The sequence below is a fragment of the Lysinibacillus halotolerans genome (assembly GCF_003711845.1).
Lineage (GTDB): Bacteria > Bacillota > Bacilli > Bacillales_A > Planococcaceae > Ureibacillus > Ureibacillus halotolerans.
The window spans coordinates 24,037-41,370 of record NZ_RHLQ01000030.1 but is presented as its reverse complement, the minus strand read 5'-3'; the positions used below and the strand labels follow the sequence as shown (position 1 = coordinate 41,370).

Genomic DNA, 17,334 nt, shown 5'->3' with positions numbered 1-17,334 from the left:
TTTGGTTTGACGGCCATTTTCATTATATCGAGAGGAGTTTTTAATTCCATCTCCATTACCACTCTAAAAGTATATTTTCACACGTGCAGAGCACGTGGTTTTAAAAGAATTAATAAAAAGAACGATTTCCCATTAGGAATTCGTTCTTCTATCTTTATACTCACTCCTGCTACGTAACTACTTCATAGCATTCAGAGAGTACATCCCACACAGAGTGCTTATTTTGTTAACTAACCTATACTCTAAACTGCTTCACCAAATCATTTAACTCAATTGCTAGTTTGGCAAGCTCTTCGGAACTCGATGCAACTTCTTCCATTGAACTGCTTGTTTGCTGAGCCGAGGCAGAGGTTTGTTCGACACCTGCTGCAGACTCTTCCGAAATAGCCGCAATCTCTTCAATGGACGAATTCATTTCCTGACTTGTGGATTTCATTAGCGTTAGATGATCACTAACGACACTAATTGCCGAAGCCATTTCTTTAACAGAATCATTAATTTTTCTAAACTTCTCTCCTGTTGTTTTCAGCTGATTCGTTCCTTTTTCGACTTCTGAATATCCCGTTTGTAGTGAGTCTACCACGCCAGATGTATCCCCTTGGATTCTACTAACAATTTGTGTGATATCCGTTACAGATTTGGACACCTCTTCCGCAAGTTTTTTCACTTCTTCTGCAACAACTGCAAACCCACGTCCGTGTTCGCCAGCACGTGCTGCTTCAATTGCTGCATTAAGGGCCAATAAGTTCGTTTGTTCAGCTACATCTTTTATGACTGTAACTAATTTAGAAATTTCATTGGATTGAACATCCAACTGCTGTACCTTCACAACGGAATCTTTAACGATACGATCAATATTTGACATTTGCTCAACAGATTGTCGCATCAATTTGGCACCGTCTTCGGTCAATTGTAATACTTCATTTGAAGACTGATAAATTCGTTCGCCATTGTCATTTGCTTCTTCTACTTTTTCCACATACATCCCCATTGATGTCGAAAGATCACCAGACAGACTTGCTTGCGATTCGGTACCAGATGCAATTTCCTCCATTGTTTTAGAGATTTGCTCTGTTCCTACTTTTACTTCATTTGCGGATTGTGTCATTTCCTCACTGTGGGACGAAATCAACTGGGAGGCGTTTGAGATATTTTGAATCATATTTTTTAAATTAGTATGTAAGTCATTGAGCCCATTGGCTAATTGTCCCGTTTCATCTTTTGACTTAATGTCCAGTTCATCAACTGTTAAATTCCCATTAGCGATATGGGTCATTTGTTCCGTTACTTTTTTAATCGGATTCGTCACATTATTAGCAAATAGCCAAATCACTACAATACCAATCAGTAACGTTATCCCCATAACGATGAAATTTAATGACAGAATTTCACCAGCAGGTTTATTAAAATCTACCATATAGGTACCTGATACCACTACCCAACCCCATTCAGGGAATTCTTTAGAGTAGGAAATTTTTTCTCCGAATTTATTTGGGTTATCAATAAACGGAGCGATAAAATCGGTATATCCTCCCCCATTGATACCTCTTTCAATATATTCTTGGACGTAATATGTACCATTTTCATCCTTTTTATCCCAAAGGTTCTGCCCCTCTTTAGAAGGGTGAGCAACAAAAGTTCCTTCGCGATCAGTAATAAACATATAACCATTTTCACCTAAATCAATATTTTTGTTAATTGGTCTTTTTTTGTCTTCTCCCATTTCTCCTAATATCGCTATTTTTACTTTTTCCTGCGCATCCTCAAGGGAAAGTTTGCCTTCTTCTACTTGCTGATTGAGTACATCCATCATTTCAATGGTTTGTTCCACACTATTTTTTAAATTTGTTTGACCCAGTTCATCTAAACTACTACTACTCTTTTCATAACTAAACACACCTAAAACAATCAATGGAATCGTCAATAATAAAATGGAGACAGTCAGTAACTTCCGTTTAATCGTTCCAGTTAAAAATGCAAGCAAATTGAATTTCATTCTTATTATCCTCCCCGAAAATTAATAAAAAAGCATTCACTAATCTATAAGCACTAAATAATATAACAGATGTAGGTCTTTAGACTAGAAGTTATAGTATAAACTTATTAGTCTTACTTTTCTATACTATCTACGAACTTTAGTATATATTTCGTCAAAATTAGCAATAAGAGGAAAAACTTTTTTCATTAAATTCAAATCAAGCTCAACGGATAATAACTAGTTTTCTAAGTAATAAAAAAACGAATTCCCCATCAGGAATTCGTTCTTCTTACTTTATACTAATTCCAACCACGCCACCGCTTCACAGTGCGTCGTTTGCGGGAACATGTCTACGGGTTGGATTTCTTTTGTTTTGTAGCCGCCATCCTCGAGTACCCGTAAGTCCCGCGCTAAGGTCGCTGGATTACAGGAGACGTAAACTACTCGCTTTGGTTTTTGCTCAATAATGGTATTGAGCAATGCCTCATCGCAGCCTTTTCGTGGTGGATCGACGACTAGTACATCCGCTTTTTTACCTTCAGCATACCAACGTGGAATTACTTCCTCTGCTGGGCCGGCTTCAAAATACGTATTTGTAAAGCCGTTTAATTCGGCGTTACGTTTAGCATCTTCAATGGCTTGTTCTACGATTTCTACTCCTAGCACTTGTTTTGCTTTCTCCGCTAAAAATAACGAAATCGTCCCAATCCCACAATAAGCATCAATAACCGTTTCATCCCCGGATAATTGGGCATAATCTAACGCTTGCTTATATAGCACTTCTGTTTGTACAGGATTTACTTGGTAGAAGGAACGAGCTGAAATTTCAAAGCGGACATTACCAATTGTATCCTCAATAAAATCTTTTCCCCAAAGGGTAATCGTTTCATTTCCTAAAATCACATTCGTTTTTTCGATATTAACGTTTTGTACAATCGATGTCACATTTGGGACAAGCTTGCGGATCAATGCAATTGCTGCGTCTTTTTGTGGGAACTTATGTTTATTCGTCACTAACACGACCATTACTTCCCCTGTTGCTCGCCCTTTTCGAATAACGACGTGGCGAAGCATGCCTCGATGGGACTCTTCGTTGTATGGTTGTAAACCGATGTCCATTAGTTCCTTTTTCAAGTTCGCCATGATTTGATCTGCTTCTTCTACTTGAATAATACAACGTTCCATGTCGACAATATCGTGGGTTTTTGATTTATAAAATCCCGCAATCGGACCCGTTTCCGTTTGAGTAAATGGAATTTGGGATTTATTACGATAATTCCACGGATCTTGCATCCCTTTCACTGGCAATACTGGCGCATCGATTTTGCCAATCCGTTTCATAACGTTACGTACCATGTTTTCTTTCCATTTCAGCTGCCCTTCATAAGATAAATGTTGCAGCTGGCAACCACCACATTTTCCAAAATAAATACATGGGGCTTTCACTCGATCTGGAGATTCTTCTTTTATATCTACGATTTTTGCAAAGCCGTAATTTTTTAAAGTTTTTAATACATGTACTTCAACCGTTTCTTGTGGAAGGGCGCCTTGAATAAACAACGGATAACCGTCGATTTTCGCCACACCATTTCCATCATGGGTTAAATCTTCTACTAAAACGATTTTTCGATCATTTTTCTTTACTGGTGCTACCATGTTCCGTCCTCCATTCAATTCTTCTATTGTAAAACAAGTGGAGGGTAAAAATCTCTACTTTTGCACGAAATTTATCTCATTTTAAAAAAAGAGCTACTTTAACAGCAGCCCTTCCTCATTTTACTTCTTCATCCTTTACGATTTTATCCATCGGTGCTAATAGAAATGCCAGCACAATTGACACAATAGTTATTATAAAGGGGGCGACAAAAATCATGAACTCGTTCATTTTGTATCACTCCTATGCATGATCGTTACTCTTGCCAGTAACATAGTCTTTATTGAATAAAAATAAACGGAACAATAAATATAGGGATGGAAGCAATAAACATAAACCAAGTATAAAGGCAATGACTAAAGCAATCGCCATCTCTTTATTTGTAAATCCAGCGTGTATTGTTAAATATGGATATAACAAATACGGATAATGGGAACCACCATAGGCAAAAAAGGCAAAGGCAAATTGAAGTATTAATAAAATTACTGCCGTACCATATGACCTCTTTTTCCAAATAAACCAAACCGTAACTAAAAATAATAATCCCGAAAGTGCAAATAAAGGCCATATAGCGACGATGTTCTCATAATGTTCTACATTATGACCGCGTAACTCTACGATAATCCCGAAGGCTGTAATAATTAATGGGACAGACCAGATTAGGGCATATTTTCTCATTAAGTTACTTGCTTCTAAATCCTTAGCTTTCCATGCATACCAAGTTAAAAAGACCGCAGATATATAAAGAACTGCTGAAATACTTAATAACACAATGCTCCAAGAAAGGGGGCTTGTATATAGCGCCCAATAATCTAATACAGGCTGTCCGTTTACCATCTCAACGAAGCCACCTTCCGAAATGGTAAAAACGACTGAAAGGGATGCAGGAATTAACAACCCCGCTAGCCCATAGGCAAAGGCATACCCTTTATGGCCTGCTGAACCATAAGATTCAAAGGCATAATAGGAACCCCGGATGGCTAACAACAATAATGAAATGCTCACTGGCACAAGTAAAATCGTTCCATAATAAAAAGCTGTTTGGGGAAAAAATCCAACGATACCTACGAAAAAGAATACAAGAAATACGTTCGTCACTTCCCAAACCGGTGATAAATAGCGCTTAATAATCTCCGTTAGAATATGGGATCGATCGGTTAATAAACTATAGGCATTAAAAAATCCTGCTCCAAAATCAATGGATGCCACAATGACATAACCAAATAGAAATATCCATAATACAGAAATTCCTAACACTTCAAGATTCATCGCACTTCACCACCCTTTTCCGATTCCCTGTCTTCAATTTCCTTTTCAATAGGATTGGAACGAAACATTCTTGATAAGACGACGATACTACCTATCCCTAGCACAATATATAAAATACAAAATAGAAGGAGCATCAAATCTACATTTCCACTTGTCGTTGCCCCTTGCTCTGTCCGCATTATCCCTCGCAATATCCACGGTTGCCTTCCGACTTCTGCTAACCACCAACCCGCTTCAATGGCAATGACCGATAACGGGCCTCCCGCTACGACTACCCATCGATACCATTTGCTTGCGATAAACGACCAGCCACGCCATTTCCCGACTAAATAAATAAAGGAAACAAGAACCATGAACATCCCGATAAACACCATTAAATTAAATAAATAATGGATATAAAGGGGAGGTCTTTCATCTTCCGGAAATTCATTTAACCCAATTACTTCAGCCATCGGATTACTAAAGGCTAATATACTTAACCCATAAGGAATGGTAATTTCATACTTTACCTCTCCATCATTCATAATCCCGAATAGGATAAGATCGGCCCCTTCCTCCGTCTCAAAATGCCATTCGGCAGCTGCTAACTTTTCTGGCTGATACTCAGCCAAATATTTTCCTGAAAAGTCCCCAATAATGGCCGATGCAATCGAAAAAATAAGACCACATTTCATTACAAGATAAAGTGCTTTTTTATGATAAATATGATCTGAACCCTTTAATAAACGGAAGGCTGCGATGGATGCCAATATAAACGCTGCAGTCATAAAGGCTGTAACGAGGACGTGGGTTACTTTTGTTGGCATTGCAGGGTTAAACATGGCGATTAACGGTTGAATATTGACTAACTTTCCGTTTACTACATCGAACCCTTGAGGCGCGTTCATAAATGAATTGACGATTGTGATAAATACCGCTGACATCGATGCTCCGATGGCAACAGGTATGAGCAACAGCATATGCTTCTTTTGACTATCAAAACGATCCCAAGTATATAAATAAATACCTAAGAAAATTGCTTCAAAGAAAAAGGCAAAGGTTTCCATAAATAAAGGTAACGAAATGACTTGTCCTGCTAGCTCCATAAAGTTTGGCCATAATAGAGAAAGCTGTAAACCAATTGCCGTCCCTGTAACAACCCCAACGGCTACCGTAATGACAAATCCTCTAGCCCAGCGTCTTGCCAGTAAAATGTAATGTTCATCATTATTTCGATAACCGACCCATTGGGCAATCATAATCATCAACGGAACGCCGACGCCGATTGTTGCATAAATAATATGAAAAGATAAGGTTGTTTCAGTTAGTACTCGACTCCAAAACACCGCTGACTCGTTAATCAAAAATAAGTCCTCCCTAACTAAATAATCGACCTAAAATCGATAGCAACATAATTGCTGCTACTCCAAAACTTAAGTAAATTAGCCATTTTTCTTGTTTTTTATACATTTGTCTCTCCCCTTACAGCCATTATGCCCATTTTTGTAGAAGTTGAACGGTGTTAATTAGAACTGGTAGTATCCTTTCAAACATTTTTTCAAAATAAAAAACCTGTATAAACGTTAGTTTACCCTAACATTTATACAGGTCATTCCTGCTAATTACACTCGGTCCAATTCACGAATATCCTCGATTGGAACGAATACTTCAATATGGCGTTTTAAGTTAGTAAAAGTAACGGGTGCATCCCCACCATACTCACCATCTAAGTTAATATGAATCGTTTCATTTTCATCCACGTTGGAAACTTTCACTACACTTGCCTTTCGGTAAATCACATTCGGATCATTTAAGTGTTCCCCGCGGAGTGCTAAAGATGCCACTTTTATAAAATCCGCAATGCTACATTTCTTCAGGATCATCATAGTGAATAATCCATCGTTAATACTTGCATCTGGTGCTATTTTTTCAAACCCACCAACAGAGTTTGTTAATCCACATAAAAACATCATGGCATCTCCTTCGAAAACTTCCCCATCAAATTCGATGCGCATATTCGTCGCTTTTATGGAAGGAATCATTTCAATTCCTTTTAAATAATAAGCAAGTTGACCGAGAAGTGTTTTCATTTTACTCGGTACTTCGTATGTTAATTCCGTTATACGCCCACCTGCAGCAATATTAATGAAATAACGGTCATCATTTATTAACCCGACATCGACTGGTATTGTATCGCCTTTTATAATGATATCGATGGCCTCGTCGATTTTACGCGGAACTCGAATGGCCCTTGCAAAATCATTCGTCGTTCCCATTGGTACTACACCTAACTTCGGTCGATTTTCATAAGGACTCATCCCTGCTACTACTTCATTTAGTGTACCATCACCACCAGCAGCAATGATAATATCAAAACCTCTTTCTACAGCTTGTGCGGCTGCTTGTTTCGCATCTCCTTCACAAGTTGTTGCGTGGCATGATGTTTCGTACCCGGCAATTTCAAGCTTCTCTAAAACTTCAGGTAAGTTTCTTTTAAAAAGCTCTCTACCTGATGTGGGGTTGTAAATGATTCTTGCTCTTTTCATTTTATCTTCCATCCTATACTTCGTAATATGTATAAAACTTTTCAACAAAAGGGAAAGTCCTAAGTAAGAAGAACTTTCAAAGGACCTTTCCGTTAAAACTTTATTTTTGTATAGCTTTTGATAGTACTTTTTTCATATCTTCATAAACCCATTGTGCACATTGAGGATCATGAACAAATTTGTCCTGCATAGAAGTATACATTTCTTTTTGCTTTTGTTCAAATGTTGGGTCTCCTTTTTCTGGTAATTGTGCCCGCATTTCTGTCACTAATTGTTGTAATTCTGGTGCACGAGGCCCCCATTTCCCAATCACTTCACCTTGTTCATTTAACAATAAATAGATTGGAATAGCCCTTCCGCCATTTGTTAAATAGCGATCGATTAAATCGGTATCCGCATCTCGGAAAGCGCAGCGAATTTCTAAATCCGCTTCTTCAGCTATTTTACGAATAACCGCATTATTTAGCATCGCATCGCCACACCAATCTTCCGTAATGGCTAAAATATGAGGTTTTTCCTCTTTTAATAATGGGAAAAGTTCATCATTCGGATTTACATTGAAATTTTCGTATACTGCAAAACTTTTCTCTTTTAATATAGGCGTCGTCATTTGTTCCATATACTGGGCCATTGGGATGGATTCTTCAAAATATTGTTGTTCTGTTTTCATTATTTACTCCCCCTTTTTCTTTTATTTTGCATAAAATGTGGGCAAATTACAATTTTTAGGATTGGACGAAGAAACCCCTACAAACCAACTTTCATTGGAATGATAGGGGCAAATACTAATTAGCGTTTATTAATTTCTTCAAGAAGAATTTTGTTTACCATTGGTGGGTTCGCTTGTCCTTTAGAAGCTTTCATAATTTGACCTACTAAGAAGCCAATTGCACGGTCTTTACCGTTTTTAAAGTCTTCGATAGATTGCGGGTTCGCATCTAACACTTCTGTTACTAAGCCAAGTAATACAGCTGGGTCAGAAATTTGAACTAACCCTTTTTCTTTCACAATCTTCTCAGCATCTCCACCGTTTTTCACTAATTCACTGAAAACTTTTTTCGCAATTTTAGATGAAATTGTACCATTTGCAATTAATTTCACCATACTTGCTAAATTCTCTGGTGTTAATGCCGTTTGACTAATTTCAATTTGTTCTGCGTTTAAGTAAGCTGACACATCACCCATTAACCAGTTCGCAGAAAGCTTCGCATCCGCGCCGGCAACGACCATTTCATCAAAGAAATCTGAAATCTCTTTGTTCACAACTAGTACACTTGCATCGTAATCGTTTAACCCAAGCTCTTCAACATAACGTTTTTTACGAGCATCTGGAAGTTCAGGAATCGATTGACGAACGCGTTCTAACCATTCATCGTCAATTTTTAAATCAACTAAATCCGGCTCTGGGAAGTAACGGTAATCATCTGTACCTTCCTTCACACGCATTAAAATTGTTTTACCAGTTTTTTCATCGAAACGACGAGTCTCTTGCTTAATTTCGCCACCAGACATTAACACTTCTGCTTGGCGTTTTTCCTCATATTCAAGACCTTTTCGAACAAAGTTGAAAGAGTTTAAGTTTTTAAGCTCTGTTTTTGTACCGAATTCTTCTTGACCGTATGGACGAAGGGAAATATTCGCATCACAACGTAAAGAACCTTCTTCCATACGCACATCGGAAACACCAGTGTATTGAATAATTGATTTTAACTTTTCAAGATAAGCATAAGCTTCAGCTGGCGTACGAATATCTGGCTCTGATACGATTTCCACAAGTGGCGTACCTTGACGGTTAAAGTCAACTAATGAATAACCATCACCGTGGGTTAATTTACCCGCATCTTCTTCCATATGAAGACGGGTAATACCAATTTTTTTCGTATACCCTGGTTGACCGTCTGTACCTTCGATTTCAATTTCAATCCAACCATCATAGCCGATTGGTTTATCAAATTGAGAAATTTGGTAAGCCTTCGGATTGTCTGGGTAGAAATAGTTTTTACGGTCAAATTTTGTTTCTTGGTTAATTTTCATATTTAAAGCTAAGGCAGCCTTCATCGCAAAATCAACAACGTTTTTGTTTAACACAGGTAATACACCTGGATATCCAAGGTCGATTACTGTCGTGTTTGTATTTGGTTCAGCACCGAAATGGTTTGGTGCTGGAGAGAAAATTTTCGATTCTGTTTTTAATTCTACGTGTACTTCTAACCCGATAACTGTTTCAAAGTTCATATTTATTTACCCTCCCAAATTTGAGGAGTTTGTTTATGAAATTCTGTCGCTTGTTCGTAAGCGTAAGCCGTGCGATAGATTGTTTCCTCATCGAAATGTTTTCCGATAATTTGTAAACCTAATGGTAAGCCATTTTCAAATCCACATGGAATAGAAATAGCAGGAACACCAGCTAAATTAATCGGAATGGTTAAAATATCATTGGCATACATCGTTAATGGATCGTTGATGTTTTGACCGACTTTGAAAGCAGGTGTCGGTGCTGTTGGTCCAACAATCACATCATAGTTTTCAAATACTTTATCGTAATCTTCTTTAATAAGCGTACGAACTTGTTGAGCTTTTTTATAGTAAGCATCGTAAGTTCCAGCACTTAAAGAGTACGTTCCAAGCATAATACGGCGTTTTACTTCATCACCAAAACCTTGGCTTCGTGTTTCTTTATAAAGTTCCATTAAGTTTTTCACGCCTTCTGCACGGAAACCATAACGGATACCGTCAAAACGGGAAAGGTTAGATGAAGCTTCTGATGATGAAAGGATATAATAAGCTGCTAAAGCATATTTAGAATGAGGAAGGGATACTTCTTCTACAGTAGCACCTAACCCTTTTAAAACGTCAAGAGCTGCTAATACGGAATTTCTAACTTCTTCGTTTACCCCTTCACCTAAATATTCCTTTGGTACCGCAATACGTAAACCTTTAATGTCGCCATCTAATTTCGATACGTAGTTTGGTATAGGTACATCTGCTGAAGTTGAGTCGTTAGGGTCTACCCCTGCAATTGCTTCAAGAAGTAGAGCATTGTCATAAACGTTACGTGTAATTGGTCCGATTTGGTCTAATGATGACGCGAAGGCCACTAAACCAAAACGAGATACACGACCATAAGTAGGCTTCATACCTACTACGCCACAATATGCAGCTGGTTGGCGGATTGATCCACCAGTATCTGAACCTAGAGAAAATGGCACTTCACCTGCTGCAACGGAAGCTGCAGATGCGCCAGAAGATCCCCCTGGTACATGCTCAAGATTCCATGGGTTTTTCGTTGTTTTATAAGCGGAGTTTTCATTAGATGAACCCATCGCGAATTCATCCATATTCAATTTCCCCACGGTTACCATACCTGCTTCACGTAGTTTTTTAACTACTGTTGCATCATAAATTGGCATAAAACCTTCTAAAATTTTAGAAGCACAAGTTGTTTCTAAACCTTCTGTTACGATGTTATCTTTAACACCGATTGGTAAGCCGAATAATGGTCCCCGTTGTTCAAATGGAACTTTGTCCAACTCTAAGCTTTGCTCCATTGCTTTTTCCTTATTTAAAGCTAAGAAAGCTTGTACATCGTCATCTAGTTTTTCGATGCGAGCAAATGCTTCGTTCGTTAAATCAGCGATTTTCATCTCGCCGTTATGTAAACCTTCTTGTAATTCTTTCGATGAACGTTCAAATAACGTCATGAAGTTCCCTCCTTTTTATCGCGGTTTAGTCTTCTAAAATTGGTGGTACTTTTACTTGACCATCCACTTGCTCTTTTACGTTTAACATCATTACATCACGATCTAAACCTTTTTGGGCAACGTCTTCACGCATAACGTTAACGATCGGTAGAACGTGGGATGTTGGTTTGACATTCGTTGTATCTAATTCGCTCAATGTTTGGGCAAAATCAGTAATTTTTTCTAATTGGTTTGCAAATTTCTCTGCTTCTTCATCAGTAATCGCTAGTCGCGCTAAATGGGCAACGTGTTTTACTTCTTCTTTTGATAATTTCGCCATTTCATTACACCTCCGTTATTCTAAAGCGTGGCAATAATCAATAATAATACCATTTTTCTCATAAAAAATCACAAAATAGGACAAAAACCTGAAAGTTCTTGCACATCAATGGTCATCTACTACAAGGCCTTCATTACTTCCTATATAATCAACTATATTATCGCCTTAAACCGCGCCAATTCAAACCTATTAATAAAAATATCATAAATTAAAGGCAAATTTAATCATTTCCTAATAGATTGAGCTATTCCTTTCATACTTCAACATAAAAAAGTAGCATTAGAATGTTCTAATACTACTTTCCTAAGAAGTGATTAGTCCATATTAATAATCATAAATATGAACAAACGGCTCTTTATCACTACGTTCTTTTATTAAAAGGGCTTCCGGTCCGTTTATCGAAGTAATGCTAACTTCTATATCCACATCTTTAGGCAATTGTTGAACAATAATTCCCGATAAATATTGGGTAAATCCGATGATCTCCGTCGTACCATAAAATTGGATTGGAACCTCAATGGACAACTTTGTGAGCGTGTTATTTTGATAGAATCCTCTACCTATAACACTTGTATAATTGGAGAAATATTCATCTACTTCATGTTTAAAGTTTTGGAAGCTTTCATTAACTTCACGATATACCGCTTCTGGTGAAGACATTGGGAATGTTACGTATGCCTCATTCACATCTTGCCATTCTCCTAAATCCGATTGCCCCTTTTCTGAAACGTTATATGCAAAATAGGATCCAGGTATGATTGCATTATTTGCTTGCTGTTTAAACAAACCAATTACAATTGGAACATCCTTCAGTTCAGGACGTTGACGTAAACGGGAAATGACTTCTTTTGCGATTTCTTTCCCTTTTTGCTCGATTTCAGCATCTGGAATTTTTTCTTCAAAAGTGTCCCCGTACTGTTCTTTTTGGTAGTAGTAGATGGAATTTAAAGCAAGTCCAATCGAAATACCACCAAGTTTTACTTTATTATCATCTGTTTTAACTAGATAATTTTGTTCGACGATATGGGCAAGATAAATGGGTGCTTCTTTCGCCCTTGTTTCAGGGTCCATTTTTTCGCCGCTTTTATTAACATCAGCTGGATTTAACCCTCTTAGTTCTTCTGGTTCATCGGGATTTTGGTTACTACGAGCAAGCCAGTTACTAATTGTATCGCTATCTAAGTACTGACCTTCTTGGAAGAAGTAATTTTCTGTATCAAATACATTTTGTGAAAGGCGCATTAGTCCTTCTTCTACTTCTTTAATGTCGTACTTCGTATTAATATTAGACACGACTAATCCACGGCTAGCACTTTCCTTATACGGAACTAGCGTTTTATAATAATTATCATTTAATTGCATACTTGGGATGATTGTCGTTTCAACTTCTGCTTCAGTTTCATCTGTATCTTGTAACACTTCTGTATCTTCTTTGAATGAAGGTACACAACCTGTTAGCATTGCAACAACGACCATCGCCGGAATCCAGCGAAATCGGTTCATCGTTTGAAACTCCTTTACTGTTGTAATTGTTCAATTAGGCGGTTTTCGTCCCAAACTTCGATGCCTAGTTCATTTGCTTTAGTTAATTTTGAACCTGCATCTTCGCCGGCAATAACAAGGTCTGTCTTCTTACTTACACTACCTGTTACCGTTCCACCCAACTCTTCTATTTTCGCCTTTGCTTCATTGCGTGTCAATTGCGATAATTTTCCAGTTAAAACAATCGTTTTCCCTGCGAATGGATTGTTACCCATTTCCACTTGTACCTTTTTACCTTTATACAGCATGTTGACACCGGCTTCTTTCAGTCTCGTGATCAACGCTTTCACTTCATCACTGTCAAAATACGTAACGATGGAGTCAGCCATCTTACCACCGATTTCATAAATCGCCGTAATTTCTTCTTCCTTCGCTGCCATCAGGGCATCCATCGATTCGAACGTTTCTGCTAATAATTTGGCCGCTTTTTCACCAACATGGCGAATTCCTAGTCCAAACAGCAATCTTTCCATCGAATTTTCCTTTGAACGTTCAATTGCTTCTACTAAATTTTTCGCTGATTTTTCGCCCATTCGTTCCAGTTTTACAAGCTGCTCTGCTTCTAAGTGATAAAGGTCACTTACATCACGAATATAATTTTCACGAAGAAGTTGTTCTACTACCTTTTCTCCTAAACCGTCAATATTCATCGCGTTTCTTGAAACGAAATGTTTAATACCTTCAGCAATTTGAGCAGGACATGTTGGATTGACACAACGTAAAGCTACTTCACCTTCAATGCGGACAAGCTCGCTTCCACAAGCAATACAATTAGTTGGCATTTCAAAAGGAACAGAGTTTTCTGGACGCTGTTCTAAAATGACACCAACAACTTCCGGAATAATATCTCCTGCTTTATGAATGATCACGGTATCGCCAATACGAATATCCTTTTCGCGAATTAAATCTTCATTATGAAGGGATGCTCTTCCAACAGTTGTTCCTGCAACTTGAACCGGAGTTAAAATAGCGGTTGGTGTAATGACCCCTGTTCGACCTACCGTTAGTTCGATATCTAGTAAAGTTGTCATTACTTCTTCTGCAGGGAATTTATAAGCAATGGCCCAACGTGGACTTTTTGCTGTATAGCCTAATTCATCTTGATGAGCATAGCGATTTACTTTTACGACAATCCCATCAATTTCATACGGAAGATGAGGGCGATTTTCAGTCCACTTATTAATGAACGCAAGAACGTCGTCAATTGTTTCACAAAATTCCCGCTCTTTATTGGAAGGGAATCCTAATGTCTCTAAATAATCAAGCATTTCTGCATGGGAATCAATTCCATAAGCTTCCCCATCTCCACCAATGGCATAGATGAATGTGGAAAGGTTACGACTTGCCGCAATTTTCGGGTCAAGCTGACGAAGGGAACCAGCTGCCGCATTACGCGGGTTAGCAAAAAGTTCTTCCCCTTTATCGGCACGAGCTTTATTTAATGCTTCAAAGGATTTTTTCGGCATATATGCTTCTCCGCGCACTTCAATTGTTACAGGTTCGTTTAAACGAAGGGGGATGGCATGGATCGTTTTTAAATTGGCCGTTATATCCTCTCCAACAGTACCGTCCCCTCGGGTTGCCCCTTGAACAAATACGCCATTCTCATAGCGTAATGAAATAGCTAATCCATCAATTTTCAATTCACAAACATAGGAAAAATCGTTCCCAATCGATTGGCGAATTTTACGGTCAAAATCCCTTAAATCTTCTTCACCAAAAGCATTGGATAAGCTTAACATCGGATAATTATGAGTTACTTTCTTAAATCCTTGTAACGGAACACCGCCAACACGTTGAGTCGGCGAATCTGGATAAATTAAAGAAGGATTCTCTTTTTCCAATGCAATTAATTCATTTAAAAGCTGATCATACACCGCATCAGACACAAGGGGCTTGTCTAAAACATAGTAGGCATGACCGTACTTATGAAGAAGTTGATTTAACTCGGCAACTCGTTTTTCAATATCGTTCATTTTATTCCTCCATCTTTTCATCCATTACGAAGATAGTTCCCTTTTACCCTTTCGTAATCGGAGCAAATTTAGCAAGTAATCGTTTGATTCCTATACTTGGGAAGGCGATATCTAATTCCATGCCGTCCCCCTCACCTTTCACACTAACAACCGTTCCAGTCCCCCATTTACCGTGGACAGCTTTATCTCCAGCTTTCCATTGGAGTTGGTCACCGCCAGTCGATTGAAGGTTCGCAATTTGTGGCTTCGTTTGGACATTCCCTATCGTTCTTCGTCTTTGACTTTGAGCCCGTTGGCTACGTCCGGTACTAAATGGTAATTCATCCGCATCTATACGATGGCCGGATTTTGAAATTTGTTCGATAATGTCTTCCGAAATTTCTTGTAAGAAGCGGGAAGGCATATTGTAGCTTGAACGGCCAAATAGAGTACGAGAACCAGCACAAGTTAAATATAAACGTTGCTCCGCCCGCGTAATCCCAACATAAGCAAGTCTCCGTTCTTCTTCCATCTCCGCTGGATCGTCTAAAGAACGGGAATGGGGGAAGACATTTTCTTCCATACCGATAATAAATACAATCGGGAACTCTAATCCCTTTGCAGCATGCATCGTCATTAAGATAATACTTCCCTTTGATGTATCCTCTTTATCTAGAGCATCGATATCTGCTACTAGCGCTAAATCTGTTAAAAAGGCAATTAAAGATTTATCGTCACTACGCTCTTCGAAAGCCTTCGTAACAGATAAAAATTCTTCTATATTTTCTAAACGGCTTTCTGATTCAATCGTTTTTTCATTTTCAAGCATTGCCCGATAACCGGATTTTTCGATCACTTGTTCAACAAGCTCCGTAACGGATAAATACTCTTGCATTTTCGTAAATCCTTCGATTAACTCTCGGAATTTATCAACCGCACCTGCTGCCCTCGGAGTTAAGCCCATGAACAAAACTTCCTTCATCGCATCAAAAATGGAACGGTCTTGTTGAATAGCATATGTAGCCATTTTTTCGAACGATGTGGCCCCAATATTTCTTTTTGGCTCATTAATGATCCGAGCAAGGGATAAGTCATCATCATTGTTGGCAATTAATCTTAAATAGGCTAATAAATCTTTAATTTCTTTTCGATCATAGAATTTTGTTCCACCGACGATTTGGTAAGTCATATTCGATTTAACGAGCACTTCCTCCATCACACGGGACTGGGCATTCGTACGGTAAAGAATCGCAAAGTCATCTAATGAACGGTTTTCTTTTTCCATTAGCTTTTGGATTGTTTGCACAACAAATTGAGCTTCATCTTGTTCATTATAAGCTTTATAAAGAACTATTTTCTCTCCTTCTAAATTGTCCGTACGAAGTTTTTTCGGATATCGACTTTCATTATGTTCAATGACATCATTGGCTGCTTGTAAAATCCGTTTTGTTGAACGGTAATTTTGCTCTAATAAAATAACCTTTGCATTAGGGTAATCCTTTTCAAAGGATAAAATATTGCCGATATCAGCTCCACGCCATCTATAAATGGACTGATCTGAATCACCACCGACACAAATATTTTTAAATTTTTGTGCAAGTAATTGAACAAGTTTATATTGGGAATGGTTCGTATCTTGATACTCATCCACATGAATATATTGGAATTTATTTTGGTAGAAATCCAACACATCTGGAACACGTTCAAACAACGTAATCGTTGTCATAATTAAATCATCAAAATCTAAAGACTGATTACGTCGAAGTCTTTTTTCGTACCCCTCGTACACTTGTGCAACGACTTTCTCATAAGGATTGTTCGGGTTGCTATTTGCTTTATATTGATCTGCAGTAATACATTCGTTTTTAGCTGCACTGATAGCATTTAAAATAGCGCGAGGTTCAAAACGTTTGGAATCAATATTTAATTCCTTTAATACATTTTTTACAACAGACAATTGATCCGCAGAATCTAAAATGGAAAAGTTTTTTGAAATGCCTATTCGATCGATATTGCGTCTTAAAATGCGCACACACATGGAGTGGAAAGTAGAAACCCACATACTTTCCGTCGTACCGTTACCAAGTAAATTATCAATACGTTCGCGCATTTCCCGTGCTGCTTTATTTGTAAAGGTAATCGCTAAAATTTTCGAAGGATAAACTTCCTTTTCCACTACTAAGTAAGCAATTCGACGGGTTAAAACACGCGTTTTCCCAGAACCAGCTCCTGCCATAATTAGTAACGGTCCTTCTGTCGTTTTCACAGCTTCTGCTTGCTGTGGATTCATTCCGTTCAGTAAATTTTTCGTTATTTGTTCCATGATGCACCGCCCTTTATACAAACATTTGTTCTCAATTATACTATAACGAATTTATTCTCGCACTTGGT

13 protein-coding genes are annotated in these 17,334 nt (G+C 38.1%); all 13 read right to left on the bottom strand.

Features of this window, described 5'->3' with window-relative positions:
• Positions 1 to 235: 235 nt before the first annotated feature.
• Positions 236 to 1,996: a methyl-accepting chemotaxis protein gene (locus EC501_RS12285; RefSeq protein WP_122972597.1), complete on the bottom strand. Its 1,761-nt coding sequence runs from the start codon at positions 1,994 to 1,996 to the stop codon at positions 236 to 238.
• Between the two features lie 276 nt (positions 1,997 to 2,272).
• The gene (rlmD, locus tag EC501_RS12280; protein ID WP_122972596.1) at positions 2,273 to 3,634 is read right to left on the bottom strand and encodes a 23S rRNA (uracil(1939)-C(5))-methyltransferase RlmD; all 1,362 of its coding nucleotides are present in this window, start codon (positions 3,632 to 3,634) and stop codon (positions 2,273 to 2,275) included.
• 115 nt (positions 3,635 to 3,749) lie between these two features.
• Positions 3,750 to 3,863 (bottom strand): cytochrome bd oxidase small subunit CydS family protein, encoded by a 114-nt coding sequence (gene cydS, locus EC501_RS18815; RefSeq protein WP_406927866.1) that lies wholly within the window; start codon positions 3,861 to 3,863, stop codon positions 3,750 to 3,752.
• 12 nt (positions 3,864 to 3,875) lie between these two features.
• Positions 3,876 to 4,901 carry a cytochrome d ubiquinol oxidase subunit II gene (locus EC501_RS12275; protein ID WP_122972595.1) on the bottom strand — a complete coding sequence of 342 codons (1,026 nt, stop codon included), beginning with the start codon at positions 4,899 to 4,901 and terminating at the stop codon, positions 3,876 to 3,878.
• Positions 4,898 to 6,244, bottom strand: a complete 1,347-nt coding sequence (locus EC501_RS12270; RefSeq protein ID WP_122972594.1) for a cytochrome ubiquinol oxidase subunit I — start codon at positions 6,242 to 6,244, stop codon at positions 4,898 to 4,900. Before EC501_RS12270 ends, EC501_RS12275 begins: the two co-directional genes overlap by 4 nt.
• Before the next feature lie 258 nt (positions 6,245 to 6,502).
• Positions 6,503 to 7,426 carry a diacylglycerol kinase gene (locus EC501_RS12265; RefSeq protein ID WP_122972593.1) on the bottom strand — a complete coding sequence of 308 codons (924 nt, stop codon included), beginning with the start codon at positions 7,424 to 7,426 and terminating at the stop codon, positions 6,503 to 6,505.
• Positions 7,427 to 7,526: 100 nt separating this feature from the next.
• Entirely contained in the window at positions 7,527 to 8,096 is a 570-nt protein-coding gene (locus EC501_RS12260) for a thioredoxin family protein (RefSeq protein ID WP_122972592.1), read from the bottom strand.
• A gap of 119 nt (positions 8,097 to 8,215) precedes the next feature.
• Complete coding sequence (gatB, locus tag EC501_RS12255; RefSeq protein WP_122972591.1) at positions 8,216 to 9,661, bottom strand: Asp-tRNA(Asn)/Glu-tRNA(Gln) amidotransferase subunit GatB; 1,446 nt, start codon at positions 9,659 to 9,661, stop codon at positions 8,216 to 8,218.
• 2 nt (positions 9,662 to 9,663) lie between these two features.
• Complete coding sequence (gene gatA / locus EC501_RS12250) at positions 9,664 to 11,127, bottom strand: Asp-tRNA(Asn)/Glu-tRNA(Gln) amidotransferase subunit GatA (protein ID WP_122972590.1); 1,464 nt, start codon at positions 11,125 to 11,127, stop codon at positions 9,664 to 9,666.
• 25 nt (positions 11,128 to 11,152) lie between these two features.
• Complete coding sequence (gene gatC, locus EC501_RS12245) at positions 11,153 to 11,446, bottom strand: Asp-tRNA(Asn)/Glu-tRNA(Gln) amidotransferase subunit GatC (protein ID WP_122972589.1); 294 nt, start codon at positions 11,444 to 11,446, stop codon at positions 11,153 to 11,155.
• A 324-nt stretch (positions 11,447 to 11,770) separates the two neighbouring features.
• Entirely contained in the window at positions 11,771 to 12,949 is a 1,179-nt protein-coding gene (locus tag EC501_RS12240; protein ID WP_122972588.1) for a CamS family sex pheromone protein, read from the bottom strand.
• Between the two features lie 14 nt (positions 12,950 to 12,963).
• Positions 12,964 to 14,964, bottom strand: a complete 2,001-nt coding sequence (gene ligA, locus EC501_RS12235; RefSeq protein WP_122972587.1) for an NAD-dependent DNA ligase LigA — start codon at positions 14,962 to 14,964, stop codon at positions 12,964 to 12,966.
• Positions 14,965 to 15,007: 43 nt separating this feature from the next.
• On the bottom strand, positions 15,008 to 17,266 hold the full coding sequence (gene pcrA / locus EC501_RS12230; protein WP_122972586.1) for a DNA helicase PcrA: 2,259 nt from the start codon (positions 17,264 to 17,266) through the stop codon (positions 15,008 to 15,010).
• Between the last annotated feature and the right edge of the window lie 68 nt (positions 17,267 to 17,334).